The following is a 23,416-nucleotide window of genomic DNA, read 5'->3' on the forward strand; positions in this document are numbered from 1 at the left end:
TAATCTAGGTGATTAACGCCATTGAAAATCAGGAAAAATTGAATCCCAAAGGCGTGTTTTGATGGGTTTATAGTACAAAAGGTTATTATCTTCAAAGCTACAAAATTCTTGAAAAAACATAGTGCGATTGATTAAATTAAATTTTTTCTTATTCTTTGTTTGCATAACGACGTTGACGTGCATTTTGTAATTAGCGATTCCTTCAACATGATTGGTCACATGAAGCTTCTCGATAGATTTGATAATCAATTCGAATTTAATACCATCGTGGAATTGGGTTGAGGCTTTTATTAGTCTTTGTTTTATTGGGGTTTCATTGTTGTTTTCATACAGCTCAAAGTCAGCGTGTTTGGTTTTACCTTTTTGTTTGTATCTTAAACTAAGCTTGTTTGTGTCTGATGTGATATAGGATAAAGCATCATGTGGATGCAATTTGAATGTTCCCGTACATGGGCTTCGTTGTGCAGAAATGCTGGGTAGCCATGAGTAATTATGTTCGTATTCAGTCACGTTGTTGGTATCCATACTAGGCAAGATGATTTGAATACGATCGCGTTTGATATATGTATTTTGAATATTCTTAAATTTTTTATCAGCAATTTTTCGGAATTTTTGTTCAGGTAATTCATGGGGTGAGTTTACAATGACATTTGAATAATCAATCACAGATTCGTCTGGTAAAAGAATCAATGATAACTCAATTTTTTTATCCTGATTTTTTGCTTTGTATACTGTGATATGGCTGTTTGAGCTGACTTTACGCGAATCTCGTGTTGTTATATAGTGAATTTGATAACGGCCTATAGGCATGTCTACTTCATTAATATTCGTCAGTGTAAAAGCATATTCACCTAAGTACACTTGCTGGATGCTGTAAGGCAAGAAAGACGTAAATGAAATCGAAACTTTTTCAGCTTTTGATGGTGGGCATATCATTAAATGGAAAATAAATACAATAGCGCTAAATGTTAAAACTTTCATATTTATCTTTAACTTAAAATTGGATTAAGTATTTCAAATATGTGTGCAAATTACAAACCCATTACGCTTAAACAGTTAGAGGCTTTAGGTTTAGCGCATATTCCTTTTGAGTATGAAGATGAAATTTATCCATCGTATCAGACGCCACTTTTATTTAAATCTCATCACTGCCTAGAGTGGCGTTCGGTTAATTTTGGATTGATTCCAAAATGGGCAGAAGATCAATCATCAGTTAAATATACCTATAACGCTCGCAATGAAACGTTGCATGAGAAAAGAAGCTTTCAAAATGCCTTTTTGAAATGTAAGTTTGGTGTCATTCCTGTTTCTGAGTTTTACGAAGCAAAATATGTCAACGGGCGTCCCCAGCGTTGGGGCGTTAGACGTCGAGATGGTCAAGGATTTTTTATTGCAGCTTTATATGAAATTGCAAAAATCCAAGGTGAAGTGATTCGTTCTGCCGCGATGCTGACCATGGATGCAAGTCATCATTGTTAATATAAGTATTTGTTTTTAAAATATAATTATTATTTTAATAGTCTTATTACTCACAATATTACTCACATTTAGCTTTATTGTAAAAAAAAAGGCCGCTAAGTGCGACCTATTTTTTATACTTGTACTTACGCATCCATGGTGTCCATGTTATCACCATCTGTATTTACAATACACTCCAAAACATAGCTGTTCAGCCAATAGTTTTTTCGCCCATCCTTCATCGGTGATTTGACCCGACCATCATTAATTCTGGCATAAAGTTCCTTTTCTGAAATATTCATTCGCAAGGCAAACTCAGCAGTAGAAATGCGACGTTCAGTATTTGTTAAATCAATTGCAACTCCCATCACAATCCCTCCAATTTCATAAAAGTGATCCAATGCGTATTTGCACGTTTACCACTAGAGTGTCCAATAAATGGTTTTTGATCTGTTAAAGCCAAAATTTCACTAACTTTAATTTGCGTTTCATTCCATTTAAAAATTAATATGCCGTTTGGCTTGAGTACTCGAAAGCATTCTGAAAAGCCTTTGGCTAAATCTTCACGCCAATCTTGATTTAATTTTCCATACTTGAGAGCCAGCCAACTTTTATTGCCTGCACGTACAAGGTGAGGTGGATCGAATACCACTGCATAAAATGAATTGTCTGGAAATGGCATATCACGAAAATCCATTTCAATATCAGGTGCAATTTCTAATGAGCGACCATCACACAAGATATGGCTTTCTTTCCTGATATCACCAAACACAACATCAGTATTCTTCCGATCAAAGTGAAACATTCGAGATCCACAGCAGGGGTCAAGTATTTTTGCGTTCACTGCAACTCCTCTACTTCGATTGGATTGCTTGCAGGTACAGCCCAGTGTGTAATTAACTCTTGAATAAATGCCGTACCATCTTCCGCGGAAGAAAACCCATATCCAATTTCAAAATCAGCACAGAATTGCTCACCTTGGGCAAAAATTAGATAGCGCCCATTAATACGTGGTGATTGAGTTTCGTACGCAAACCATTCCACCGTATTCGTTTTATCTGCTTGCCAAATTTCTGAAGCTAATTGAATGTATAAATTGCGATATTTACCGTTTCTCATTTCAAAAATAGAAGTCAAAGGGCAGTCGCTATTTTTTAGTGACTCAACCATTCCTTTATAAAAATTAGTCTTTGCAAACTCAGCTTCAAAAGCTTCATCACGTTGAGTGTCCATCACCAGCTCCCGATCTCAATCAGTATTGGTCCGTAAATCACCATTACTATTTCAGTAAGTAAAAGTCCTATTTCCATTACGCCACCTGCTTCTGGATTTGATGTTTACGGTTTTTGATTTTTGCCATCAATAGACATGACTCATTGCTTTCAGGCGTAGCCAACTTATGAAAACTTTGGTTATATCGAACCATCTCTGCCTTGTTCATTAAAAGCAAATTCTCTAAACGACAATCAGCTCTATCCATGTTCTTGAAGGCAAGGGTATGGCTGTCAGGTATAGGGCCGTTTACTTTCTCCCAAATAAATCTGTGCTTAAGGACAAAAACATTAGGCTCGGCAATCTTAATCAGAAGATAGCCATCTTTAGAGCATATTCGTTCGTACCCTATGGGTTTTTTATTCCAAGTAATCTGGCCTTTTTTAAAGTTTCCAGAGTTTGGTTTACAGACTCCTTTAGTGCCAGTATTCCAAGGTATTGATCCCTTCTGAAAGCAACCAGATTTACCTGTATTCCATTTTTTACGCGTGCACAGGGATTTAATATGATCAACTGCAAAAGAAGTTCCAAATTTACTATTCACTTTTTCAGTCAGCTCTTTTCTCCCTAAGATACAATTAGATTCTATAAACTCCAATTGTGCTTGGGTGTATATGATTGCAGCACCTTTTGACATATATCACCCAATTAAGCTTTGTGGAATTTCAACTGAATCAGCATTTTTAATGCCACGATATTCAGCCACTAATTTTGCGGCACTTAAACGCATATTGTTATTTTTAATGACTTGCTCACTAATTTTTTCGATAGCTACAGATTTTTGAATTTCAGCCTCTAATTCACCACCTTTCAAACCTGGATTACTGAGGCGCTCAAGTTGAGCAAACAAAACCATGTTTAGATCCATTGGGGTATTATTCATTTTAATTTCTCCAAGTCGCTTCTTTAAATTTTGCATCTATGATTAAGTGCTCAATTTCACCCACACCCACGTTATTGAATATATGCGTCATCTTTGCCCCGAACACTGTGAGTGTCCGGGTAGAGGAGGAGTATTTGAAATTCATAATGTCACCACCTGATTCTCAAGCTCAAAACGACGCTTCTTAACGCAATCCATTAATTTAGGTTGAATGTCAGGATGGCGAGAGCGAACTTCAGGAAGTAGTTCATTTAATTCATGTTCGGTTAATGCACTTTGAATGCGTACCATGAGTGATGGTGGTTGTGAAACCTCAACGGGATTGATCGCAGTAAGCTCAACTAGACGTTTATTAATTGCAGTCATAACTGGTTTACGTTGCTCTTCAGTCCATGATCTTGTGTAACGAATATGCGCATTAACTTCAGCGGGTGTGTTGGCCAAGGCAATATCATTTAGAATTTCACTCAAATGCTCTTGGTGTTTGATCGCTTGTTCAGCTGCAATTTCTTGATCCACTTCCAAAGCAAATGAATTTAAAGCTGGACCGTGAGTAGGTTCATTCATTATTGCTTCAGCCATTTCACGAGTCTCGGCTAAGAGCTCATGAGTTTCCTGTGCTGATGTTTTCCAAACCTTAGTTTCATCAGATGTCTTATTTTCAACATCATTTGAGGTGGTTTCTGCAGGTGCTTCAATAGATCCACCACTTATCGTGATTAGCGCTAAGGCATGAGTATTGGCATGCTCTTGCATTAGATGAACTTGGCCACGTTGCAAAAGCGCTAAATCAGAATCAGAGCTTTTCCATTTAAAGGATTTACTCAGCACTTCAGTTAAAATTGAAGGTACAAAGCATTGAGTACCTTTCGTGGGTGCTTCTTGAATGGGTTCTGGTACCTGCATTTCACCGATGGTGAAGAACTTAATTGCAATACGAAATTCGTATTCTGGATCAACGTAAACCGTTGCTGGAAAGTTACGGATGTCATTAAAGTCACCAGACTGCATATGACGGCATTCGATATTTTGGCCAGTGGTCAGTGCTGCAAAAGCTTCTTGTCCATTTAAAATATTCATTTCTTATTATCCTGATTAGTGGTGCACGGGTTGGTTTTGTTGAGACTGACTTTGTGTTGGCCAACCCATCTGATCTGCTCGAGCACGACACGCATTGGTAATACCTGCTTCGTAAGTAGTACCCTTAAATCTATTCATTGCAGCTTTAAGCACCTGTTTATCTGGCGTATCACGTATGGCGTTTAGAGCATCTTGAAAAAGTTGATCTGGTGTACGTTTTGGTTTTTTGGGTGTATTCGTTTGCTGTTGTTGTGGAGCTTGGTTATTTTGGCGAGCTTGATAGTTCTGCTGTTGTTTCTGCTCTTTGGTAGTGCCGTTATTAACCTGATTGTGGTATTCATCCGAGTCATAGTCTTTGGTGTCATCAATGAGGAACATGCCATTTAGGGCATATTTACGCGCATATGAGCTTGATGCACCGAATGTCTGCGCAACATCCATTCCTTTCTTATTAACCTCTACTCCTGCATGGGCTTTTACGACTGTTGCTGTGCCGAATGAATCTGTAAAGATCACGTTTGCACTGACTATCACCACGCCAGCAACTTCCTGAACTTCATCTGTGATGATGAGGGTCGAATTATATTTTTGCAGTAGGGGCTTTACCGCTTCAAGAATGTCTTCGCAGTTACGGTAATTGTAGTTACCAAAGGTATTACGCTTGCTTTTCGGTGCTTTTAATTCCAACTGGATTTGCTGTAAAGCATTTAAGTTATTTTCTGATGGTGCTTGAGTATTCGAATTTGTCATGATCATTCCCCTTAAAGTAAGCCAGTACGACGCTTGTAAGCTTTGCGTTCGTGAGATGGGATGTAGCTTGATTGAAGTGCAACCGCACGCGCTTTACGCATCTGGAAATTGATCTCACGATCAAGGTTCTGGCGTATCCAAGGTTTTGCTACATCTTCTTCAAGCGAGAGTTTTGAAAATGAACCATCTGCGTTTTGTTTATAAATAGTGCCAGCCACGTACTTGTAAGTGGTGTGACCTAAGCGAACCATGAAATAACCATTGTCATCACGACCTTGGTATTCACAAAAATTAGTATTGGTGCTCATTAGACTGCCTCCACTAATTGATGCTTTTCGATATAACCTTTGATGAGTAGGTTGATATAGCGATGGTCGATGTGATCTGTGAAGTCTTTGTATGGATTGCCGTTGGCATCGAATACGTTCACGTTATGAAGATCTACTACTTCTACAGCGGTGAATTCTGAACCGGGTACGCCGTAGCTGTCTGGGAATGGTTCAAGTTCGAATGCAACTTGAACTTTAAATCCGTCAAGGTTGATGGTTGCTTGTCCTTGGGTATTTGAGCTCATAGTCAGAGCTTGAAGGGCATATTCTGAGTCAGTTGATTGAGATGCAGGATTCGGGGTTGATTGGTATGAATTGGGCTCGTAAGTGAATGCTAATACACCAATTGATACAGAAGCAGCGAATGCTGCAACAGTAAAAGAGTTGATTGGATTTAGTTTTGTGTTCATACTTACCTCGTAAGCTTGCAAGTGTTTACGTTGAGCCCTGATCCCGTCGAAAGTGTCAGGGCTTTTTGCTATCTGTGAGATGAATATGAACTATTGGTTCAATTAAGTCAAGAACCAATAGTTCTTTTAATTTGTTATTTTGAATTTTTAGTTCAATTTTATGTTTTAATAGACAAAAGAAAACCCACACAGGGTGGGTTATTTGGAGTTTCACCATGCTAGATCACAATGAAAAACTAAAGCTCGTAATTGAAATAATTAATACTGGTTGTATTGATCCGCAAAAAATAATTAACTGCGTTAATGAAATTGAAAATAAATTATTTAAGAAAGAAGATAATTAATCCTCAAGCAGTTTGGAGATATTAACGTCTTTATAATCAACCACTTTGTAACACTGATTATAAAGATTCAAGTAATACTCTCTAACAGAGGGTTTGTGATGTTTAGCTTTATCGCTAATGTGCTCATTTTCAGATATTTTAAGCATCAACTCATAAGCGATTCGCTCAACAGAATTATCTTTGATTTCAATAGGTTTACTAATTTCAGTTTTATCAACCATTTAAATTCTCCACCCGATCAAAAAGCCGCTCGGGTTCGCGGCAAGGTAATTGTTATGAATAAAAATGAATCCTTAGTTGTTAAACGCTTACTTTGGGCTACTATTTTTTTCAACAGCGTAACTCTGATCTGTATGTTTATCATTATTTTCTGCCTTATAAAAAACTGAAAAATAGATAGTAACTAGGATTGAGATAGCAGCCAACACAGATGCAATACACCCAACAATAAATGTTGGTGTTACCGTCCAATGAGGCTTACTGGACTCTCTTATTTGTCTAGATGTTAATTCATAGCTAATAGCTTGAAGGAGCGAAGCAGGAATCAATCCAGGACTATCCTCGCCACTCAAGTATTTTAAAAGTTCTTCATCAGATTTTGATTTGATTTCTTCAATGGTTAAATCAAGCCTTGGAATTTTAGGCATTTTAAAACTAGGTTCTTTCGGTAAACCATACACTTAAGTTAATCTCCGTTTAAGATCAGACGTCGAGTTCGCAGTTTTTTTAAAAAATTTATATATCTGAATACTTTTCTACAAACTCGTCTAACCATCCTTGAGCCAAGTCAATATTTGTTATATCAGCCAGCTTTAGATTTGTGCCTTCCGCTTCATTAAAGCCCTCAATAATGGCTTCAAAGATATTTGCTTCACTAATGATCTCACGTGCTATTTCCGCAGCGTCATAGCTTTGCTTGGCTTTTTTGAGCGAGGCTATTTGTTTATCTATTCCTGTACCGATCTTACCTAATGCCAATTTAAACTCTTGACGATTAATTGTTAGCGCCGTTTTGGATTTATTCAGTGTTGCGATCATTGTATTATCCTTAACTTTTTGATAAGTTTAATTAATTGTTGTACAAAACTGGAGTTATATTGTTCAGACGCAAATAGCTTGCGTCTGGTTTACAGTTATTTATCATGATTAAAGGGTGATACGCCTATTTCACCACTTTCACACTTCTTAGCCATTTCTTCCATTGTCATAACTGGAATAAAAACAGTGTCACCTAATTCTTTTCTTAATTCGTGAACTTCTTCAACAGATAGTGATAACTCTTGATTTTCATCAGAGGCACTAATCAATTTATCTATAATTCTATTAATTAATAAGCCACTGTTATTCATGCTTACTCCTTTAAGGCTTAACTAGAGCCAATTCAAGACGTCCAACAAAATTAATTTCGTTTAATTGTTCATTAGTAATAAATTCATCTGGGTAACGAACTTTATCTGGGTTGTCACTGGCTAACCTTACAGTCTTACTGCCTGCATAGCTGACAAAGATCCGCTTCATCCTTAACTCATGATTGTGAGTAAAAACATATACATTGCCATTTTTTATACCATCAGGATCTTTATCTGATATATCAATAAACAAGGGGCTGTTAGGCGCTACGGTAGGCCACATACTGTATTCATCTGAATAAATAATTCTTAAATTATCTGATTTGGTTTGCACACCCATAATTTTCAGAATGTATGGATCTATATCCAGATATTCACTTACATCTTCTAAAAAGTTCTCAATACCGGTGCCGCAAGATGCTTTTATATCCCTATAAATAGGGATTCTGACATTGGATTCCTTTGTATCACTATCTCTAAATTTAATAGGTGAAATTCGAATCCCTCCGTCGCTTACGGGTGGTCTAGTCCCATTCATCAACCACTCCGTAGCTACTCCTAGAAATGATGCCAAGAGAGGAAGTTTTGACGTCTCGGGAATGGCTTCGCCTTTAAGCCACTTTCCAGCTCCCTTATCTGATATTCCGAATTCTTTGCTTAATACGCGAGCTCGCCCACGTACAGGGAAACCCTTCAGCTCCATGGCTTCATTAATGCGTTTTGCAAAATCTTCCTTAACCTTATCCATTGAGTTATTCATATAAAGCCTTAGTGAACCAATGGTTCAATAATAATAAGTATTGAAAGAACTATCAGTTCTTGTTAGAGTTGAACCATAAGTTCAATATGGTTTGGGTTATGGAAACTATCAAAAGTGCAATTTCAAGTGCTGGCGGTGTAAAAAATGTTGCAAATTCCGTAAATGTTACAGAACGAGCTATATACAAGTGGATTGAGAGAAACACACTTCCTTACACCGAATATAAAGGCGAAACAAATTACGCTCAAAAAATCTCAGACATGACAGATGGAAGGTTGTCGAAAAGTCAGATTTTAAAAATCGGTTTGAAAAAGAACAATAGAGAATTTGCGCAGGTGAACGTATGACCCGCAGAAATAGCACAAAAAAAACCGTATGTATGCCCACGCACCTATCTGATCGTGTGGCAGAGCATATTGCGCGAGAAGCGTATGAACGAGGCTGGTCAAATAGCCAGTATTTAAGATGGTTAGCCATTTTGGATATGAAGCGTTGTGAAGATGATGCAAAGCTTATGTCAAAGGTATCTGGAATACCTAGAGAACGCTTTGACTTATATGAACAAAGCGAACGGATCGAACATTCGGAAATTAAAAAAGCCTGATCTAGAGAATCAGGCTTTCAATAATTCAAAACATTGGAAGCATTGAATATGAAATCAAATTTAGCACAACAAGTCATCCAAAACAATCCAGACACAGATTTCTTGACTGGTGATGTCGTGGTGTACATGAACCATATCAAAATTGATGACCTCAAGATGGTCGAGGCATTTCAACCTGCAGAATATTATTGGTTGGAAGGTGATCAACTCGTACATCGCACTGATATTCAACTGGCATCACCTGCAGAACTTATGGCGAAGCGTCGTTTATCTGCAGTAGAGCGATCTATAGCGGAGGTGTCATGAATACACAATTTCAAAAACAACCTGAATTTAAACAACAACAGAGTGTGCAGTCATTTTATGAACCGACGCTGCAGTTGTTGGATGAAGTTTATGTGGTTAAGCGAGGCAATCTTAAACGCCGTGGCTATAACGAAAACAATGCTGCAGTGACCAAGGAAGAACTTGCACAAAAGATGGCATATCGCTTTCGCATAACGATTTGGTTAGCGCATCAAGTTATCTCGAGTTTAATTAAAGCAGATCAAGTAATGGCATTTGGTGGATATGTGAAGCCAAAGGGTGGTGATAAATGAGCAAAAAACCTAAAACAACTTTTGTCGCTCAAGAAAGAATTATTAATTTACTAGAACCCGTTCGGATCTATACCGCTTTAGAGCTTGCAGTAATGCCTTTATCAAAAATGAATGCTGCAATTGAGGCACAAGAGAGATTTTATCTCCTCGAGCACACAACCAAAATGGGGGGGCAAGCCATAGCTCTACGCCGCCAAATACAGGATGGTGCTCAACTCATTCAAGTCAAAGAAAAATCAAGAATTCGCTACAAAATCAACAACGATTTTATAGAACCTCGGATTGTCCGTCAGCTGGAAATGCGCGGCCTTGTAAAATTGGGAGTTAAACCATGAGCTTAGATGCAAGTGTATGGGCGTGGAAAGCCAATGTTAAAAGCGCTACACAGCGGCTAATTTTACTTTCTCTGGCTGATCGAGCAGGTGAGAGCCATAAGTGTTACCCAAGCGTTATGCGTATCGTCAAAGATACTAAAATGAACCGTAAAACGATCATCAAAGTTTTAGATGAGTTAGAGCAACAGGGACTCATTAAATTCACTGGTGAGCTTATTGGAAACGGAGTCAAAGTCTATCAACTGGTTGGTATTTCAGGGCGTGAAGAAAGTTCAACAAGTACCAAAAAGGGAACTGGTGGTAAAAACGGTACTAGTACCAATTTAGGTACTGGTTCCAATATTGGTACTAGTACCGATAACGGTACGGGGAGTAGTCCCAATAACGGTACCGAGACCAGTACCGTTATTGGGACACAGAATCTCCCAATGAATCTCCCATTAGAATCTAAAAATAAAAAAACGTGGTTTTGCTTTAAAAAACTTCGTGAAGAAATTTACTTGGCCGATGACGGGATCGATTTTGAATCCATCATGAATTCAAAATGGGCTGAACGAGAAAAACGAGCATTTGAAATTTACAACGCTGGAAAATCCATGAGCGATGATTTGATGATTTATCACTTCGCTGATTGGCTGATCAACGCCTACAAAACCAAATATTCTGAAAAACCAAGTTCAGGCGCTTTTGGAAATTCGAGTTCACCGAAAGCAAATTCAACAGGACTCACTGAAAAACAAATTCAGATCTTCGCTCAAAAACTTTCTCACCACCCTGAGTTCGCAGGGAAGTTCAGTGAACCAGGGGAGTCATACGACAAACTTGCAGCACGTATCGCCGTGAAACTTGAAAACCCAGCGCAAGCGAAAAAATGGGAATCGTATCTCAAGCAAGTTGGATTCAGTGGATCTCTGCAGGGGAATGCAGCATGACTGAAGCTGATCGCACCATCACAAACTTGATGATCCTGAGAATCATGTCTACGACCAACGTCCGAATCTCTGTAAAACAAATTTACGATGAGATTCAACCGAACATGGGCGTTTCCATTCGAAGCCTACAGCGATATTTGAATGGGTTGGCAAATTGGGGACTTGTTGAAAAAGATGGTTGTGTCCCACAGGGTTTTTTACTGAGTGCATCTGCAAGAAAACTATTTGCTGATATCGCACTTGGCAAATCTGAATGACGAGTATTTCCCTTAATGAATACAAAAGTTTGTACGGAACCAAGAACAAGAATGCGCGTAAATCAAAATCTCCGCGCCGTGGTAAGCAGATAGCAAGTGAAGGTGAGTCGTTGTTAGGAATTCAGCTTAAAGCGCTCAGGATCGAATTTGAGAGAGAATTTAAGTTTCACCAAAACAGGAAATGGCGAGCTGATTTCCATTTGGTTGGAAAAATGATTTTGGTTGAGGTTGAAGGTGGGATCTGGAGTGGAGGGAGACATATCAGAGGCAAAGGATATTTAGGTGATATGGAAAAATATAACGCGGCAACGATGTTGGGTTATCAGGTTATACGGTTTAGCACAGAGCAAGTGAAATCAGGTTTAGCTATACAGCAAATTGAGAAGATGGTGGGGGAATAAACATGGGTGTAGCGGTGGCAACGATTATGCAGACAACGGATTGGTCTAAGTTTAGTACGGAGGATTGGTTTCGTCAGTTTGGTGCTTGGATCAACGGTAACACGGAAAATAAAAGAAAATTCTATAAGTGCTTGAACGTTAAAAAGCTGACACTAATTCAACGGGAAGCTTTACTTGCTCATTATATGAATGATGATGGATTTAAAGAGCCTTATCACCGCCGTGGGGTTGTTTGCCAGATTACAGATAATGAAGCCCGTGCATTTCAGCGTATCGTTTTAGATATTCGAGCTATTGAGAGTGAGCCGCTTCAAGACTGGATGGATGCTATATGGCAGGTATGCGTAGAGGATCAAAAATTACGCAAAGTGGCTACGATGTTTAATACATCAACCATTCAGATTCGCCAGGATGTGAAATGTGGATTAGCATTTATTTCCGGGCGTTATCCAAATCTTGTTTCTGACCTTCTTCAAAAGTAAAACTCAATCTAATCTGATATAAGTTTATCAACTGATGATGAGATTAAGAGATCTAGAAATGAAGTCCACACCCGATCAGGCAATATATGATTTTAGTTGTGCTATATACAGAATAGCTAAAATGGATTATGAGATTGCAGGCCAACCGATCATAAAAGATTACTTTTTAATGAGATGTTTGATTCTTATTGGTGAGTTAAAGCAGATTGAGGCTCATATATCTACGTATAACGAAACAATCCAATATGTTGTTGATGAAAATAAATACACCTTTTGGTTGGTCGAAACACCCGAACCAAATGAACAAATTGCTTTTTTGGATTACTTAACTAAGGAAATCACAGCTATATTCTACAATCTTAACCCAGATGACTGTATTAGGTGATTAAATGGCTTGCCTGTGTACACAGGATATGGCATATTCCACTTATAGTGCACGAAGTATGTAAGTTGCACAGATGATAGAAGCTCACAGAAATGTGGGCTTTTTTTGTATCATTGGGTAGGGATACTAATTGGAATAAAAATGGATCAATTTATTGCTTATCTTGGGTTATCTACTTTAAGTTCTGCCTTGGTTTTATTTGTGCTCTGGTTGAAGCGAGAATGGTTTGTTGTGAGACTTACTAAGTCAATCGAACATGAGTACGCTATAAAATTTGAAGAATATAAATATCGAACTGAAGTTAGAAAGAAAGCTGAAATGGTTGCTAGGCTTTTAACGCACTGGATAACATATCCGAATCCAGACCTAGAGCAGCGAAAGGAATTAAATCTATTATCTTTCGAATGTTATTTGTGGCTTCCTGATGGTATTGCGAAAGACTTAGCGGATCTTTTGGCTCGTGAAAGGGTTCAGGATGTTACAGTAAAAACTGTTTTGATAAGCATACGCAAGCATTTACATGTTGGAATTACAGAATATCAAAAGCTCACAAATGATGATCTAACTAGTTTTTAAATTGCGCTATTAGCTCAGCTGGATAGGGCATGCTATTTCTAGTTAATACTACTCAATTATTTAAAAATTTATATATAATTCAATGAAAATAATATATTGGATTAAAAGACATGAGTAGTGGGATAAAATTTACTAAGCGAGAGTGGATACATCTAATAATAACCCTTTCCATAGTGCAAGGTGTTATTTGGTTTGCTTCTTTTATATACGCTGACAATAGTAGTGCTTTGGGGTATGTATCTTTTGCAGGAACAATAATATCAATTATTCTCGCGGTTTTAGCAATTGGATATACTTATGGTGAGTCTCAGCAACAAAAAAATTCAAGTCATACGTTAGCTCAACAACTAAATTCATTGGATACTATTAGTGATAAGCTTGCAATTCAAGCAGAAGCTTTGGAGGACATGAAAATAGTAAAAGATAGTATGGTTAATATCTCTAACCAAATAGAGTTACATTTTAGAGAAAATCACCAAAAAATAGATTTTCTTAGTAATAATATATCAATTTTGAATAACAATATAAGTCCACAATCAACAAAAAATACGACTTCAACTTCAGATAATTTCTATCAAAATGCCAAACATTTCAACAATCCATTGAATTACTTAAATTTTGTTATAATAGCGTTATTCTTTGAGAAAGAATTTACAAAAGCGACACATCATACATTTGATGAACTGGTTTTAACTTTTGATGAGCTTCAAATTGATTATGCCGCTTTACAAGTTTCTAGAGACTACTTATTTGGAAGTAGTGTTGTGTTAATTAACAACCTACTTTTTATGAATTCAATTAACTATGATGCTAAGTATATCAATCAAGAACTAATTGATCTTCTAAAATTTAGCGCTCAACAGCTAAGCATACAAAATGTAGATATTTTCAATAAGGAAAAATTTTCAATAATTGCTAATATTGTTTTAAAATCAACAATATTAAATGTTAGCAATTAAAGAATGTTATTAAAATTTTGGAAATCAATGTTCTAAACCTCCTTCGGGAGGTTTTTTTTATGGGCGCAATTTATGGATGAAAAAGATTATTTTTGGGCAACCAAGAAACGTCCCCCTAAAATAAGACCTCGCTCTAAACCACTACCTAAAGCAAAAGAAAAATACTTAGAAGCTGAAGAATACTTTGAGCAAGCGTTGAATATTCTTGAAATCAAGTACGAAAAGAAATTTCAGTTTAAATCCACAAAGCATTGGCGGTTTGATTTTCATCTGATTGAACACAGGATTTTAGTTGAAATATCTGGTGGTCCTTGGTCAGGCGGTCGCAAAGGTAAGCTGAAAGATAAAGCTTGGAGTTTGGATCGTTACGATGATGCCGCAGAAATGGGTTTGACAGTTGTTCGATTAGAGTCTGCGGAACGTTATAGGATTGAAGAATCAGGCCCATTACAGATTGAGTGTTATCAGGCACGGCACTTTCTTAGAAAATTAAAGAGATTCGAAGATGGAACAGATCAGACCATTTCCACCGACTGATTTAATTGATCAGGCTGATGAGGAAGAAGCGATCCGCTTGGCACCCGCCGTGGATCTAAAAGAATGGGTCATTAAAAACTGGCTAACCATTGGTGGTGAATTACATAATCCTGATCACGATCATATTGCTGAGCTATTGCACGATGACGAAACCTTTTTAGCATTCGCTTGGGCTTCATCTGCCGCCGTAGCGAAAAAGCGCATGGTGCTTGGCCAATGTGAAAAAGTGATGTTTAACCAGGGCGGATGGAAAAAGGCAAGACAAGAACAGCAGATGCGTGACTGGTTTGGCTTTGTACCTCAATACTTAATTACTGTAGATGCAGCATTTTGCGAACAGACTTCAGATCGTGAATTCTGCCGTTTGATCGAGCATGAGCTTTATCACATTGGGGTTGAACGTGATGAGGACGGTGAACCTATATACAGCGATCATACTGGCCTACCTAAGCACTATTTAGCTGGTCACGATGTCGAAGTGTTCTTTGGTGAGACAAAACGATGGGGTGCTGATGAGTCCGTTAAGCGACTTATCGAAATTGCCAAGAATGCACCGTTTGTATCTGAAACTAATATTGCTGCGTGCTGTGGGAACTGTGTGATTGGATAGAGCTGAAAGGCTCTATTTTTTTGCCTATCTTGTACGACGTAGAACGACAAAGAGGTGAGTATGGCGGCACTTAAAGAGCCTGTAAAAATCTTTATAGTCCAGTCACTTGCTTGCTTTGAAACCCCTCAACAAGTGGCAGATGCGGTAGAAGAAATTTACAAGATAAAGATTGATCGAAAACAATGTCATAGTTATGACCCGAGCAAGTATGCAGGTCGTAATCTCAGCAAGAAGCTAAAGGATCTGTTTGATAAGACCCGTGGGGACTTTTGTAAGAATATTTTTGATATTCCGATCGCTAACCAAGCATTTCGCTTGAAAGAAATTCAAAAAATGTATGAGGATGCTGGAAAGAATAAAGTATCCAAACAAAATCTGCTGAAGTTGGCTTATCAAGAAACAGATGCACGTACGACAAAGCAAGAAATAACGGGCCCAGACGGCGGACCTATTCAAAATGAAAATACGACTTATGTGACTGCCACGAAAGAGCAAGTAAGGCAGGTGTGGAATGAACTCGAAAGTAAATACTAGCCTGCTTGAACTTCAAATCGAACAAGAACGCTGTGAGAAAGAACATCTATTCTTTACACGGCGTTTTTTTCTGCCTCGTATGGGCTTTAAGTTTATGGTCAATTGGCATCATGAATATATCTGTGATGCGATTGATAAAGTCATTTCTGGTGAGATTCCCAATCTTGTCATCAATGTTCCACCAGGCAGTGGTAAGACTGAATTACTGACGAATCTGATTGCACGTGGTATTGCGCGAAACCAGCGGTCGCGATTCTTGTATTTATCATTCTCGCAATCACTTGTGGAGGATGTGTCATCTACGGCAAGAAACATCGTCAAATCGGCAGATTTTCAAGCCTTATGGCCTGTGAAGATCTCGACCAGTACAGATGCTAAGGCGAGTTGGAAAACGACTGTAGATGGCTATGAAGCAGGGCATGTATATTCAGCCTCAATGGGTGGTCAGGTTACGGGTCGCCGTGCAGGTACTTTGGCAGATGCAGGATTTACCGGTGCAATTATTCTGGACGATCCGCTTAAGCCTGAGGACGCATTTAGTAAGACGGCACGTAACAAGGCAAATCGTAAAATTTTAAATACGGTCAATTCACGTAAAGCTAGGTCATCCACACCGATTATTTTGATCATGCAACGGCTACACGTTGAGGATCCCACTAACTTTGTAATGACTGGAAACGTGCCGGGTGAATGGCATCAAATTTCAATACCGGCTCTGATTGATCAGGCATACATTTCTAAGTTACCTCAGCGTATTCAAAAGCTGGTACCACGTGATGTCGAGCGTGATGCCAAAGGTCGTCAAAGCTATTGGCCATTAAAAGAGTCATTGCTGTCGTTACTACAGTTAGAGAAAGGTGGTGAGGATAAAGACGGCGCTACGGTGTCGCGATATACCTTCAGTAGTCAGTACCAGCAAAACCCTAAAAAGCTCGGTGGTGACCTCGTTAAGGCTGAATGGTTTGATCGATACCTTGAGCTACCTGTATTGAAGTGGCGTGGAATATGGGCAGATACGGCGCAAAAGGTCAAAGAGCATAACGATTACTCAGTGTTCTTGTGTGCCGGTCTCGGCTATGACAACCGGCTTTACATCATTGATGTGCGCCGTGGTAAGTGGGAAGCACCTGAACTGATTAAGGAAGCGAAGGCTTTTATTAATAAGCATAAGGAAAGTAATACCAAGATTGGCAAACTTCGTTATATGGCCATAGAAGATAAGGCATCTGGAACGATGCTGATCCAAAATATTTCGCGTGAAACTACATTACCCATCAAAGCAATCCAACGTAATACAGACAAACTGACACGAACGATGGATGTGGTTTTTTACGTCGAGGATCGCCGTGTGGTACTTCCAGCCCATGCGCCTTGGTTGCTGAACTATGTTGAAGAAATTGAAGGCTTAAAAGCGGATTTCACTCATGAGCATGATGACCAATGGGATCCAACGATTGATGCGATTAACGATTCACTTGCAAAAAAACCGACTGTATTTGATTAGAGGTATTTATGGCTAAAGATAAAAGGTCTGATACAGGCGGTAAAATTAAGACCCTTGTAGCGGATGCAGTAAAACAAGCAATCAATGCGATTGGCGATGCTGGTGCTTATACCAATCTTGTTTCTAATATTGGTACTGAGCGTGACAAAGCCTCACATGGTCAGTTTGTCCGTAAAGATATATCCGATGATCAACTTGAAGCGGTATATCAGAGTTGGTTAGCCAAACGTGTGGTAAATCGTCCTGCATCAGACATGCTTCGTGCTGGATGGTTTTATGAGGGGATTCAAGGCGGTGATTTAAAAAGGCTTGAGGAAGCGTGTAAAGCGTTTCACTTAGAGCATGTGCTTTTATCAGGTCTGATACTTTCCCGCCTGTACGGCGAAGCATATATCCTGCTTGGAACGGCAGACGGCGCTACATTAGATCAACTACTAGATATCAGTAAACTGGGCGCTGGTCGTTTGGAATTCTTTACGGTCATTAAGAAGAAGTACATCAAGGCGGATAAAAATACATATTTGCCGCCGTCAGCATGCTGTGGACTGCTGAAACAGCCAGAATTTTATGATTTAAAAATGGGCAATGATGCTAAGAAGCGCATACATCATTCACGATTAATTCGTATTGCACATGCAGATGTGGTGAATGAAGAACCGCAAAGCATCCTGCAAGAAGTTTTTGAGGATTTACTTGATCATGCCAGCGTAAAACGCGGATCTGCCAGCTTGATTCATGAATCTAAGATTGATGTGATTAGTACTCCTAATCTAGTCGATAAGATTCGAGAGGATATGAAAGGCGTTATGGAGCGATTCATGTCGGTAGGCTTAATGAAAAGCTTAAATGGTATGTTGGTTCTTGATGCTGAAGAAAAGTACGAGTCAAAAACGTATAACTTTGCTGGATTGCCCGACATGATGCGTGAGTTCTCAATTCAAACGGCGGGTGCGGCAGATATCCCATACACGATCCTTTTTGGTCAATCTCCTGCAGGTATGAATGCAACCGGTGAACATGACACTCGGAACTATTACGACTCGATTGCGACCAAACAAGAATGGCATTTCAAGCCTATCCTGATGAAGTTACTCGCTGTGATTTGCCAGTCTACTTTTGGCCGTCAGTTTACTGATCTGGATGTGGTGTTTAATCCACTCTGGCAACTAGACGCTAAAGTCCGCTCAGAGGTGGAAAAAGCCAATGCTGAACGAGATGAGAAGTATTTGAACATGGCAATCATTACTGAGCCTCAGATCGCACGGCAGCTTCAAATAGACGGCGTTTACTCTGTCATCGATGAGAAGCACATCAAAGAGCTGGAAACCATGGTGAAGCCAAATGATGACGATAATACAGATCCTGAAGCCCCAACTTCAGCAACTTAAGAAAAGTAAAAAGGGGCGCAAGGCAAAACCAAAACCTGTCAAAGTGAACCGCCGTGTTGAGCTGTTATATACACGTCAGCTTTTGGAAGTGTCTAAGTTTTGCCAGGAACAAACCAAGGATTTCGTTGTGCCTACTGTCGGGCAGAACATTGGGGATGGTTGGGTCTCTGATTTATTCACGGCGTTACGTGAAAAGATGATCAAGTACACGATCGAAGTTTCACGTCCTTTGGCCACTAAGATTGTCGCTGATACTCAAAAGGAAGTGGATAAGCAGATAGCCAGTCACACGAAGTCTATTCTTGGTGTGGATCTCACGCCGTTTTATCGTGGTGCCGATATTCAGGATGAGATTGATAAGCAGGTCGAAGTCAATGTGGCTCTGATTAAATCGATTCCCAGTCAATACACCGATAAGCTTGAAGCTTTAGTGATGAATGCTTTGCAAACAGGGCAGACCAATGAGGAATTGGCGCAAGAAATTAAAAAGCTGGGTCATAGCACTGACAATCGTGCACGGCTGATTGCAGCCGACCAGATGGGCAAAATCAACGGCGCTATTAATAAGAAGCGCCAAGAATCGATGGGTGTGGAAACATACGATTGGCAAGACTCCAATGACGATCGTGTACGACCATTATGCGCTAGTCATCATGGTCAGACATTTAGATGGGATACACCGCCTAAGGGTGGTCATCCTGGTCAAAAGATTAAATGCCGATGCACGGCGTTGCCGAATTATGATGATATTTTAGTTGATTAAATTCAGTAGGTGTTTTATAAAATATTAATATTTATTAATTATTTATGGTGTTTTTATGGAGCTGAAGAATGAAATTCTTAAAGATTACGAGCAATATTGTCATCAAAAATTAATAGATGAATTTGGTTGTTATAAGTCTGATGCTCAAACAGCAATGAAGTTGTACCATAGATACAAGCATCGTATGCTTAAAATATGTCCAAGAAAAGTAATAGAGCTGAGTAATATTTTAATTCCTCAGGAGTATTTGTATGCTTACAATCAAATCGTTAGTGATATAACTAAAGGTGAAAAACTCAAGAAATACCAAAGTAGAAGGTTGAAAACTCTTGATTATAATGATGATATGTTATCTCACTGGGGGATTCAGCATTTTCATTTAGGTGATATTTTAGAAAAAGATGGTTTTGTAAAACGTACAGGTGATTTATTATTTATTCACTTTACCGATACTAAAGCCCATATAATTGGTTTGTTTTCACATAGCGATTGGTGTGATTTAGATATTATTGAGACGATCCATAAAAATTGGCCTGAGATATTAATAAAATATAAATATGGTTCTCATGAATCACCTCTGACTGAAGAGGAATACAAGACCTTGAGAGCAAAAAATTGCAATGCATTCATAGCCGTACAAGATGGAACAGAATATTTTCCACCGGGTTCAGGAGTGATGGGTGATGGAACACCAATACTAGCAATGAATAAATTACAGAAATTAATGATGATTTTTGAAAAATCATTTGAAGATATATCATTAAATATAGACCAAATTTTTGAATCAGATCCAAAAAAACAAAAAAGTGATATTGTGACAATAGGTTTAGAGATTAATGATATAAATCAAAGATGTGTTTATGTCATTAAAGAAACAGATCATAGATTTACTCTTAACTATTAAATACTTTAATTTAAATGTATTAATCAGACCCACTTAGGTGGGTTTTTTATTGTCCATATAGAGGTGATGTCATGCGCAGAAAGAAATACTCCAAACAGCGTTTTTATCGACGTTTAGAAGCCCAAAATAAAAATAGTAGATATATTGGCTTTGATTATGGTTGCGGTGATTATTCTGTTACTTGGAATTTAGAGCCTTGGCAGAAAGCATTAAAAAAAGCAGGAAGCATGCTAGGACGTTTGATAGGTGAAATATCTGAGAAAAGATTTAAAAATTTGTATTCATGTGAACCAAAGAGCCGATAGGGCTCTTTTTTATTGAGCCTTATTTATGAAAATCCTATACCAACTCAAAATTGGCGACTTTGCACCAAGCGAAAGTGCACGCTCATTTACTCAAGAAGGGTATTTGAAATGCGTCAACGTACGCTTGGCCAAAGCACCTCAAGTGCGTCAGTACTACGCCTATGAATTTCCAAATTTGGAAGGCTATTCAGCGGATCAGGTCATCAATGTCTATGTATCAGCCGATGACTTATTTAAACCTGAAGTAATTGAAAGTTTCGACGGCGTAGATGCAACGGACTATCACCCACCCAAGAATGAAATCAATGCTTCCAATTGGAAGGACTACCACATTGGTGAATGTGAAAACGTCCGCCAAGAAGGTGAATTCATGATGGGTGATCTGATTGTTAAGGATCAGAACAGCATTAACGCCATTCAAAATAATGAGCGTGTAGAAATCTCATTGGGCTATTCAGCCGATCTCGTCATTGAGCAAGGCACGGCGCCAGACGGTACGCCGTATCAAGCTAAATTTATCAATTTTAAAGGCAATCACGTGGCGCTGGTGAAATACGGTCGCTGTGGCGGTGATTGTCGTGTCGGTGACCACAAACCAAACCAAAAGGGGAAAAAGATGGAAGTTAAAGTTAACGGTATTCGCTTTGAGATTGGTGACAACCAAGCGCTAGCAGATGCCTTAAAGCAACAAGAAGATCAGCTTCAGAATTTGAAAGTTGCAAAATTAAAAGTGGGTGATAAGCAGTTTGCAGTTGGTGATGAGTTGCCAGCTGTACAAGCGGTCGTTGATACATTGCACACTGAAAACTCCCAGCTTAAGCAGAAAGTTGGTGATCTTGAGAAGAATCAGATCACACCTGAAAAGCTTGATCAGGTCGTTGCTGAACGTGCATCAGTCATTGCAGATGCCGTTGCATTGGTACCAGGTATCAAAACAGATGGCTGTTCATGCGAAAAAATCAAACGTGATGTGATTGCTGCCAAAGCTGGTGACTCCTTAGTGAGTGCTGTACTTGGTGATGTCACTGTGGGGGACGCTAAGCCTGATCAGATCGATACGGTATTTCGTGCACTATCCGCTGTGAAAGCGACCACTCCGGGCAATGCAGTAGGTGATGCATTACATCAACAACAGCAACGGCAAAATAACGATCAAGACCCGAATGAAAAGAAAGGTTTTGATAAATCTGCTGCATACAAAACAATTTAAGGGAAACTTAAATCATGGTTCAACAATTAAACGCCGTAGTAGGACAGCGTGGACGCTTAACGGCGTATGAATCAGTCCTCTCTCTGCCATTGTCGGGATTAACACTCGTGAATGATGGCGATGTCGTTGTCCGCACGACTAACGGCAAGTCTATTCAAGCTGTAGCAGGTGCTACACCCACACGTTTTGGGGTTGTAGTTCGACACGGCGTGGGTAAGTCCGGTAAGAATGCTGCAGGTAAAGAGGCTTATAAAGCTGGTGATATTCCACCTACGATGTTTTCAGGCGCGATTTGGGTAAAACCTTCAGCACCGGTTATCGACATCACAGCAACCGTCTATGTGAAAACTGCCAATGGTACTGAAGCAGCTCCGTTGGGGTCTTTATCGACTACAGCGTTGGATGGTACTGAATTACCAGGTGCAACATGGGAAACCATAACTGGTGCAGATGGCTTAGCCCTTCTTAATCTTCGTGGAGCTTAATAAAACATGAGCAAATTAGTCAAAATGAAAGCGCGTTTGACGCCGATCTCATACGCCGTTCAGGCACAGATTGGTGATGCGTTTAATATGGATGCACTTGCACAGCTTTTCATTAAGCTTGAAGAGCAAAACGACATCACACCTCAGCTTCAGCAAGTATTGGACTATGCCAAGTTTATTCCTGTGATTAACGTCCAGGCGGTATACGGCGGTGGTGAAATCTTGTCGCGTAAAAAAGGCGTGGGTATTGGTAAGGATTATTCTGGTACCGGTGATGATATTCCACTGGCAGAAGTTGAATACGATACTGTGCAACTACCCGTGAAAATCGGCACGATTGGTTATCAGTACTCGATCGTTGAATTGGCCACAGCACAAGCCATGAACCTGCAGCTTGAATCGGACAAGGTTCAAGCTGCAAATCTGGCGGCTGAAAAGCACATGTCGAATGTGGCTTGGTATGGTTACACCACAGCCAATGCAAGTGGACAGTTGGCCCAAGTGAACGGTTTCTTGAACCAGACAGGCGTAACGATTGTTACGGGTCAGAATGACTGGGCTACGGCGAGCATTGAACAGGTCCTATCTGACTTTAACAATTCGCTTTCAGATGCATCTACACAATTTGATGGTGATTCATCCATTGAGCCAGATACCTACATCATGGCTTCAAATCAGTATTCAAACCTTGCGAACCGTATTGTGGCTGATTCAGGCGGCAAGACATTCTTAGATTGGATCACTGAAAAGAACATCTTTACCACTCAAGGCAAATCACTGACCATTCGTGGTTCTGGTCGAGGTAATGGTAAAGGTACCGCTGGTGCTGATCGTTCAATCATCTATCGCCGTGATCCGTCTTGTATCCAGTTCAAAGGTAATAGCGTGGAATTCTTGACGGCGCAACCGAAAGGGTTAGATGTATTAGTACCAGGTCACTACAAATACCAGGGCGTTTGGTTAAAACGTGTTGATTCTCTTCGTTACCTTGATCATGCATAAGGATTAAAA

Annotated in this window: 39 protein-coding genes and 1 pseudogene; 24 read left to right on the forward strand and 16 right to left on the reverse strand. The window is 39.3% G+C overall.

Annotated elements, in window-relative coordinates; translation table 11 throughout:
- Window positions 1-12: 12 nt before the first annotated feature.
- Complete coding sequence (locus tag AMD27_RS06740) at window positions 13-981, reverse strand: hypothetical protein (RefSeq protein ID WP_067658068.1); 969 nt, start codon at window positions 979-981, stop codon at window positions 13-15.
- A 39-nt stretch (window positions 982-1,020) separates the two neighbouring features.
- Here AMD27_RS06740 and AMD27_RS06745 point away from each other — a divergent pair.
- Window positions 1,021-1,473: pseudogene (locus AMD27_RS06745) on the forward strand (SOS response-associated peptidase family protein); the annotation flags it as partial.
- A gap of 131 nt (window positions 1,474-1,604) precedes the next feature.
- Here the strand turns inward: AMD27_RS06745 and AMD27_RS06750 are convergent.
- The 15 genes from AMD27_RS06750 to AMD27_RS06815 all read right to left on the reverse strand — a co-directional run bounded on the left by AMD27_RS06750 (window position 1,605) and on the right by AMD27_RS06815 (window position 8,635).
- Entirely contained in the window at window positions 1,605-1,826 is a 222-nt protein-coding gene (locus AMD27_RS06750) for a hypothetical protein (RefSeq protein ID WP_067658070.1), read from the reverse strand.
- Window positions 1,826-2,302 (reverse strand): class I SAM-dependent methyltransferase, encoded by a 477-nt coding sequence (locus tag AMD27_RS06755; protein ID WP_067658073.1) that lies wholly within the window; start codon window positions 2,300-2,302, stop codon window positions 1,826-1,828. Before AMD27_RS06755 ends, AMD27_RS06750 begins: the two co-directional genes overlap by 1 nt.
- Entirely contained in the window at window positions 2,299-2,691 is a 393-nt protein-coding gene (locus AMD27_RS06760; protein ID WP_067658076.1) for a hypothetical protein, read from the reverse strand. The genes AMD27_RS06755 and AMD27_RS06760 overlap by 4 nt, the downstream gene beginning before the upstream one ends.
- 76 nt (window positions 2,692-2,767) lie before the next feature.
- A complete protein-coding gene (locus tag AMD27_RS06765) occupies window positions 2,768-3,367 on the reverse strand; it encodes an HNH endonuclease signature motif containing protein (protein WP_067658079.1) in 600 nt (199 codons plus the stop codon).
- A 3-nt stretch (window positions 3,368-3,370) separates the two neighbouring features.
- A complete protein-coding gene (locus tag AMD27_RS06770; protein ID WP_067658081.1) occupies window positions 3,371-3,613 on the reverse strand; it encodes a hypothetical protein in 243 nt (80 codons plus the stop codon).
- 1 nt (window position 3,614) lies between these two features.
- Complete coding sequence (locus AMD27_RS18710; protein ID WP_171254786.1) at window positions 3,615-3,758, reverse strand: hypothetical protein; 144 nt, start codon at window positions 3,756-3,758, stop codon at window positions 3,615-3,617.
- On the reverse strand, window positions 3,755-4,693 hold the full coding sequence (locus tag AMD27_RS06775; protein WP_067658084.1) for a hypothetical protein: 939 nt from the start codon (window positions 4,691-4,693) through the stop codon (window positions 3,755-3,757). The genes AMD27_RS18710 and AMD27_RS06775 overlap by 4 nt, the downstream gene beginning before the upstream one ends.
- A 15-nt stretch (window positions 4,694-4,708) precedes the next feature.
- A complete protein-coding gene (locus AMD27_RS06780; protein ID WP_067658087.1) occupies window positions 4,709-5,443 on the reverse strand; it encodes an ERF family protein in 735 nt (244 codons plus the stop codon).
- An 11-nt stretch (window positions 5,444-5,454) separates the two neighbouring features.
- Window positions 5,455-5,751: a hypothetical protein gene (locus AMD27_RS06785; RefSeq protein ID WP_067658090.1), complete on the reverse strand. Its 297-nt coding sequence runs from the start codon at window positions 5,749-5,751 to the stop codon at window positions 5,455-5,457.
- The gene (locus AMD27_RS06790; RefSeq protein ID WP_067658092.1) at window positions 5,751-6,182 is read right to left on the reverse strand and encodes a hypothetical protein; all 432 of its coding nucleotides are present in this window, start codon (window positions 6,180-6,182) and stop codon (window positions 5,751-5,753) included. The genes AMD27_RS06785 and AMD27_RS06790 overlap by 1 nt, the downstream gene beginning before the upstream one ends.
- A gap of 340 nt (window positions 6,183-6,522) precedes the next feature.
- Entirely contained in the window at window positions 6,523-6,747 is a 225-nt protein-coding gene (locus AMD27_RS06795; protein WP_067658095.1) for a hypothetical protein, read from the reverse strand.
- 87 nt (window positions 6,748-6,834) lie between these two features.
- Entirely contained in the window at window positions 6,835-7,206 is a 372-nt protein-coding gene (locus tag AMD27_RS06800; RefSeq protein ID WP_067658098.1) for a hypothetical protein, read from the reverse strand.
- Between the two features lie 55 nt (window positions 7,207-7,261).
- On the reverse strand, window positions 7,262-7,564 hold the full coding sequence (locus AMD27_RS06805) for a hypothetical protein (protein WP_067658101.1): 303 nt from the start codon (window positions 7,562-7,564) through the stop codon (window positions 7,262-7,264).
- A 95-nt stretch (window positions 7,565-7,659) separates the two neighbouring features.
- The gene (locus AMD27_RS06810; RefSeq protein WP_067658104.1) at window positions 7,660-7,875 is read right to left on the reverse strand and encodes a hypothetical protein; all 216 of its coding nucleotides are present in this window, start codon (window positions 7,873-7,875) and stop codon (window positions 7,660-7,662) included.
- 10 nt (window positions 7,876-7,885) lie between these two features.
- Window positions 7,886-8,635, reverse strand: a complete 750-nt coding sequence (locus AMD27_RS06815) for an XRE family transcriptional regulator (protein WP_228140726.1) — start codon at window positions 8,633-8,635, stop codon at window positions 7,886-7,888.
- 98 nt (window positions 8,636-8,733) lie between these two features.
- On the opposite strand from AMD27_RS06815, the gene AMD27_RS06820 reads away from it, so the two are divergent.
- From AMD27_RS06820 to AMD27_RS06930, 23 genes are all read left to right on the forward strand, one after another.
- Entirely contained in the window at window positions 8,734-8,982 is a 249-nt protein-coding gene (locus tag AMD27_RS06820; protein WP_067662837.1) for a YdaS family helix-turn-helix protein, read from the forward strand.
- The gene (locus tag AMD27_RS06825) at window positions 8,979-9,239 is read left to right on the forward strand and encodes a hypothetical protein (RefSeq protein ID WP_067658107.1); all 261 of its coding nucleotides are present in this window, start codon (window positions 8,979-8,981) and stop codon (window positions 9,237-9,239) included. Before AMD27_RS06820 ends, AMD27_RS06825 begins: the two co-directional genes overlap by 4 nt.
- Before the next feature lie 48 nt (window positions 9,240-9,287).
- A complete protein-coding gene (locus tag AMD27_RS06830; RefSeq protein WP_067658110.1) occupies window positions 9,288-9,545 on the forward strand; it encodes a hypothetical protein in 258 nt (85 codons plus the stop codon).
- Window positions 9,542-9,838 (forward strand): hypothetical protein, encoded by a 297-nt coding sequence (locus AMD27_RS06835; protein ID WP_067658113.1) that lies wholly within the window; start codon window positions 9,542-9,544, stop codon window positions 9,836-9,838. The genes AMD27_RS06830 and AMD27_RS06835 overlap by 4 nt, the downstream gene beginning before the upstream one ends.
- Window positions 9,835-10,173 carry a hypothetical protein gene (locus AMD27_RS06840; protein WP_067658116.1) on the forward strand — a complete coding sequence of 113 codons (339 nt, stop codon included), beginning with the start codon at window positions 9,835-9,837 and terminating at the stop codon, window positions 10,171-10,173. Before AMD27_RS06835 ends, AMD27_RS06840 begins: the two co-directional genes overlap by 4 nt.
- Window positions 10,170-11,105: a helix-turn-helix domain-containing protein gene (locus tag AMD27_RS06845; RefSeq protein ID WP_067658119.1), complete on the forward strand. Its 936-nt coding sequence runs from the start codon at window positions 10,170-10,172 to the stop codon at window positions 11,103-11,105. Before AMD27_RS06840 ends, AMD27_RS06845 begins: the two co-directional genes overlap by 4 nt.
- Window positions 11,102-11,362 (forward strand): hypothetical protein, encoded by a 261-nt coding sequence (locus AMD27_RS06850; protein WP_067658122.1) that lies wholly within the window; start codon window positions 11,102-11,104, stop codon window positions 11,360-11,362. The genes AMD27_RS06845 and AMD27_RS06850 overlap by 4 nt, the downstream gene beginning before the upstream one ends.
- Window positions 11,359-11,763, forward strand: a complete 405-nt coding sequence (locus tag AMD27_RS06855; protein WP_067658124.1) for a hypothetical protein — start codon at window positions 11,359-11,361, stop codon at window positions 11,761-11,763. Before AMD27_RS06850 ends, AMD27_RS06855 begins: the two co-directional genes overlap by 4 nt.
- 2 nt (window positions 11,764-11,765) lie before the next feature.
- Window positions 11,766-12,245, forward strand: a complete 480-nt coding sequence (locus AMD27_RS06860; RefSeq protein WP_067658127.1) for a hypothetical protein — start codon at window positions 11,766-11,768, stop codon at window positions 12,243-12,245.
- Window positions 12,246-12,303: 58 nt separating this feature from the next.
- A complete protein-coding gene (locus tag AMD27_RS06865; protein ID WP_067658130.1) occupies window positions 12,304-12,630 on the forward strand; it encodes a hypothetical protein in 327 nt (108 codons plus the stop codon).
- Window positions 12,631-12,771: 141 nt separating this feature from the next.
- Window positions 12,772-13,206 carry a hypothetical protein gene (locus tag AMD27_RS06870; RefSeq protein ID WP_067658133.1) on the forward strand — a complete coding sequence of 145 codons (435 nt, stop codon included), beginning with the start codon at window positions 12,772-12,774 and terminating at the stop codon, window positions 13,204-13,206.
- A 110-nt stretch (window positions 13,207-13,316) separates the two neighbouring features.
- Window positions 13,317-14,165, forward strand: a complete 849-nt coding sequence (locus AMD27_RS06875) for a hypothetical protein (RefSeq protein ID WP_067658136.1) — start codon at window positions 13,317-13,319, stop codon at window positions 14,163-14,165.
- A gap of 72 nt (window positions 14,166-14,237) precedes the next feature.
- A complete protein-coding gene (locus AMD27_RS06880; protein ID WP_067658139.1) occupies window positions 14,238-14,702 on the forward strand; it encodes a hypothetical protein in 465 nt (154 codons plus the stop codon).
- Entirely contained in the window at window positions 14,671-15,312 is a 642-nt protein-coding gene (locus AMD27_RS06885; RefSeq protein ID WP_067658142.1) for a putative metallopeptidase, read from the forward strand. Before AMD27_RS06880 ends, AMD27_RS06885 begins: the two co-directional genes overlap by 32 nt.
- A gap of 60 nt (window positions 15,313-15,372) precedes the next feature.
- Entirely contained in the window at window positions 15,373-15,846 is a 474-nt protein-coding gene (locus tag AMD27_RS06890) for a DUF2280 domain-containing protein (RefSeq protein WP_067658145.1), read from the forward strand.
- Window positions 15,824-17,350, forward strand: a complete 1,527-nt coding sequence (terL, locus tag AMD27_RS06895; protein ID WP_067658148.1) for a phage terminase large subunit — start codon at window positions 15,824-15,826, stop codon at window positions 17,348-17,350. Before AMD27_RS06890 ends, terL begins: the two co-directional genes overlap by 23 nt.
- Before the next feature lie 8 nt (window positions 17,351-17,358).
- Complete coding sequence (locus AMD27_RS06900; RefSeq protein WP_081405943.1) at window positions 17,359-18,738, forward strand: DUF1073 domain-containing protein; 1,380 nt, start codon at window positions 17,359-17,361, stop codon at window positions 18,736-18,738.
- Window positions 18,692-19,501 (forward strand): phage minor head protein, encoded by an 810-nt coding sequence (locus tag AMD27_RS06905; RefSeq protein ID WP_067658151.1) that lies wholly within the window; start codon window positions 18,692-18,694, stop codon window positions 19,499-19,501. Before AMD27_RS06900 ends, AMD27_RS06905 begins: the two co-directional genes overlap by 47 nt.
- Window positions 19,502-19,556: 55 nt before the next feature.
- Window positions 19,557-20,405: a hypothetical protein gene (locus AMD27_RS06910; protein WP_067658154.1), complete on the forward strand. Its 849-nt coding sequence runs from the start codon at window positions 19,557-19,559 to the stop codon at window positions 20,403-20,405.
- A gap of 71 nt (window positions 20,406-20,476) precedes the next feature.
- Window positions 20,477-20,710, forward strand: coding sequence for a hypothetical protein (locus AMD27_RS06915; protein ID WP_067658157.1), 234 nt, complete (start codon window positions 20,477-20,479; stop codon window positions 20,708-20,710).
- Between the two features lie 25 nt (window positions 20,711-20,735).
- Window positions 20,736-21,920: a DUF2213 domain-containing protein gene (locus tag AMD27_RS06920; protein WP_067658160.1), complete on the forward strand. Its 1,185-nt coding sequence runs from the start codon at window positions 20,736-20,738 to the stop codon at window positions 21,918-21,920.
- A 14-nt stretch (window positions 21,921-21,934) separates the two neighbouring features.
- Window positions 21,935-22,405, forward strand: coding sequence for a hypothetical protein (locus AMD27_RS06925; RefSeq protein WP_067658163.1), 471 nt, complete (start codon window positions 21,935-21,937; stop codon window positions 22,403-22,405).
- Between the two features lie 6 nt (window positions 22,406-22,411).
- Entirely contained in the window at window positions 22,412-23,407 is a 996-nt protein-coding gene (locus tag AMD27_RS06930; RefSeq protein ID WP_067658166.1) for a DUF2184 domain-containing protein, read from the forward strand.
- Window positions 23,408-23,416 lie beyond the last annotated feature (9 nt).

The sequence above is a fragment of the Acinetobacter sp. TGL-Y2 genome (genome assembly GCF_001612555.1).
In the GTDB taxonomy this organism is placed as follows: Bacteria; Pseudomonadota; Gammaproteobacteria; order Pseudomonadales; family Moraxellaceae; genus Acinetobacter.

Coding starts and splice junctions, on each gene's coding strand:
- AMD27_RS06920 (WP_067658160.1), top strand. CDS start 20,736: ATGAAAATCCTATACCAACTCAAAATTGGCGACTTTGCACCAAGCGAA.
- AMD27_RS06890 (WP_067658145.1), top strand. CDS start 15,373: ATGGCGGCACTTAAAGAGCCTGTAAAAATCTTTATAGTCCAGTCACTT.
- AMD27_RS18710 (WP_171254786.1), bottom strand. CDS start 3,758: ATGAATTTCAAATACTCCTCCTCTACCCGGACACTCACAGTGTTCGGG.
- AMD27_RS06850 (WP_067658122.1), top strand. CDS start 11,102: ATGACTGAAGCTGATCGCACCATCACAAACTTGATGATCCTGAGAATC.
- AMD27_RS06760 (WP_067658076.1), bottom strand. CDS start 2,691: ATGGACACTCAACGTGATGAAGCTTTTGAAGCTGAGTTTGCAAAGACT.
- AMD27_RS06830 (WP_067658110.1), top strand. CDS start 9,288: ATGAAATCAAATTTAGCACAACAAGTCATCCAAAACAATCCAGACACA.
- AMD27_RS06740 (WP_067658068.1), bottom strand. CDS start 981: ATGAAAGTTTTAACATTTAGCGCTATTGTATTTATTTTCCATTTAATG.
- AMD27_RS06910 (WP_067658154.1), top strand. CDS start 19,557: ATGGAGCTGAAGAATGAAATTCTTAAAGATTACGAGCAATATTGTCAT.
- AMD27_RS06750 (WP_067658070.1), bottom strand. CDS start 1,826: ATGGGAGTTGCAATTGATTTAACAAATACTGAACGTCGCATTTCTACT.
- AMD27_RS06775 (WP_067658084.1), bottom strand. CDS start 4,693: ATGAATATTTTAAATGGACAAGAAGCTTTTGCAGCACTGACCACTGGC.
- AMD27_RS06820 (WP_067662837.1), top strand. CDS start 8,734: ATGGAAACTATCAAAAGTGCAATTTCAAGTGCTGGCGGTGTAAAAAAT.
- AMD27_RS06885 (WP_067658142.1), top strand. CDS start 14,671: ATGGAACAGATCAGACCATTTCCACCGACTGATTTAATTGATCAGGCT.
- AMD27_RS06870 (WP_067658133.1), top strand. CDS start 12,772: ATGGATCAATTTATTGCTTATCTTGGGTTATCTACTTTAAGTTCTGCC.
- AMD27_RS06770 (WP_067658081.1), bottom strand. CDS start 3,613: ATGAATAATACCCCAATGGATCTAAACATGGTTTTGTTTGCTCAACTT.
- AMD27_RS06855 (WP_067658124.1), top strand. CDS start 11,359: ATGACGAGTATTTCCCTTAATGAATACAAAAGTTTGTACGGAACCAAG.
- AMD27_RS06765 (WP_067658079.1), bottom strand. CDS start 3,367: ATGTCAAAAGGTGCTGCAATCATATACACCCAAGCACAATTGGAGTTT.
- AMD27_RS06815 (WP_228140726.1), bottom strand. CDS start 8,635: ATGAATAACTCAATGGATAAGGTTAAGGAAGATTTTGCAAAACGCATT.
- AMD27_RS06880 (WP_067658139.1), top strand. CDS start 14,238: ATGGATGAAAAAGATTATTTTTGGGCAACCAAGAAACGTCCCCCTAAA.
- AMD27_RS06785 (WP_067658090.1), bottom strand. CDS start 5,751: ATGAGCACCAATACTAATTTTTGTGAATACCAAGGTCGTGATGACAAT.
- AMD27_RS06925 (WP_067658163.1), top strand. CDS start 21,935: ATGGTTCAACAATTAAACGCCGTAGTAGGACAGCGTGGACGCTTAACG.
- AMD27_RS06865 (WP_067658130.1), top strand. CDS start 12,304: ATGAAGTCCACACCCGATCAGGCAATATATGATTTTAGTTGTGCTATA.
- AMD27_RS06845 (WP_067658119.1), top strand. CDS start 10,170: ATGAGCTTAGATGCAAGTGTATGGGCGTGGAAAGCCAATGTTAAAAGC.
- AMD27_RS06835 (WP_067658113.1), top strand. CDS start 9,542: ATGAATACACAATTTCAAAAACAACCTGAATTTAAACAACAACAGAGT.
- AMD27_RS06905 (WP_067658151.1), top strand. CDS start 18,692: ATGATGACGATAATACAGATCCTGAAGCCCCAACTTCAGCAACTTAAG.
- AMD27_RS06860 (WP_067658127.1), top strand. CDS start 11,766: ATGGGTGTAGCGGTGGCAACGATTATGCAGACAACGGATTGGTCTAAG.
- AMD27_RS06930 (WP_067658166.1), top strand. CDS start 22,412: ATGAGCAAATTAGTCAAAATGAAAGCGCGTTTGACGCCGATCTCATAC.
- AMD27_RS06825 (WP_067658107.1), top strand. CDS start 8,979: ATGACCCGCAGAAATAGCACAAAAAAAACCGTATGTATGCCCACGCAC.
- AMD27_RS06840 (WP_067658116.1), top strand. CDS start 9,835: ATGAGCAAAAAACCTAAAACAACTTTTGTCGCTCAAGAAAGAATTATT.
- terL (WP_067658148.1), top strand. CDS start 15,824: ATGAACTCGAAAGTAAATACTAGCCTGCTTGAACTTCAAATCGAACAA.
- AMD27_RS06795 (WP_067658095.1), bottom strand. CDS start 6,747: ATGGTTGATAAAACTGAAATTAGTAAACCTATTGAAATCAAAGATAAT.
- AMD27_RS06790 (WP_067658092.1), bottom strand. CDS start 6,182: ATGAACACAAAACTAAATCCAATCAACTCTTTTACTGTTGCAGCATTC.
- AMD27_RS06805 (WP_067658101.1), bottom strand. CDS start 7,564: ATGATCGCAACACTGAATAAATCCAAAACGGCGCTAACAATTAATCGT.
- AMD27_RS06780 (WP_067658087.1), bottom strand. CDS start 5,443: ATGACAAATTCGAATACTCAAGCACCATCAGAAAATAACTTAAATGCT.
- AMD27_RS06810 (WP_067658104.1), bottom strand. CDS start 7,875: ATGAATAACAGTGGCTTATTAATTAATAGAATTATAGATAAATTGATT.
- AMD27_RS06875 (WP_067658136.1), top strand. CDS start 13,317: ATGAGTAGTGGGATAAAATTTACTAAGCGAGAGTGGATACATCTAATA.
- AMD27_RS06900 (WP_081405943.1), top strand. CDS start 17,359: ATGGCTAAAGATAAAAGGTCTGATACAGGCGGTAAAATTAAGACCCTT.
- AMD27_RS06915 (WP_067658157.1), top strand. CDS start 20,477: ATGCGCAGAAAGAAATACTCCAAACAGCGTTTTTATCGACGTTTAGAA.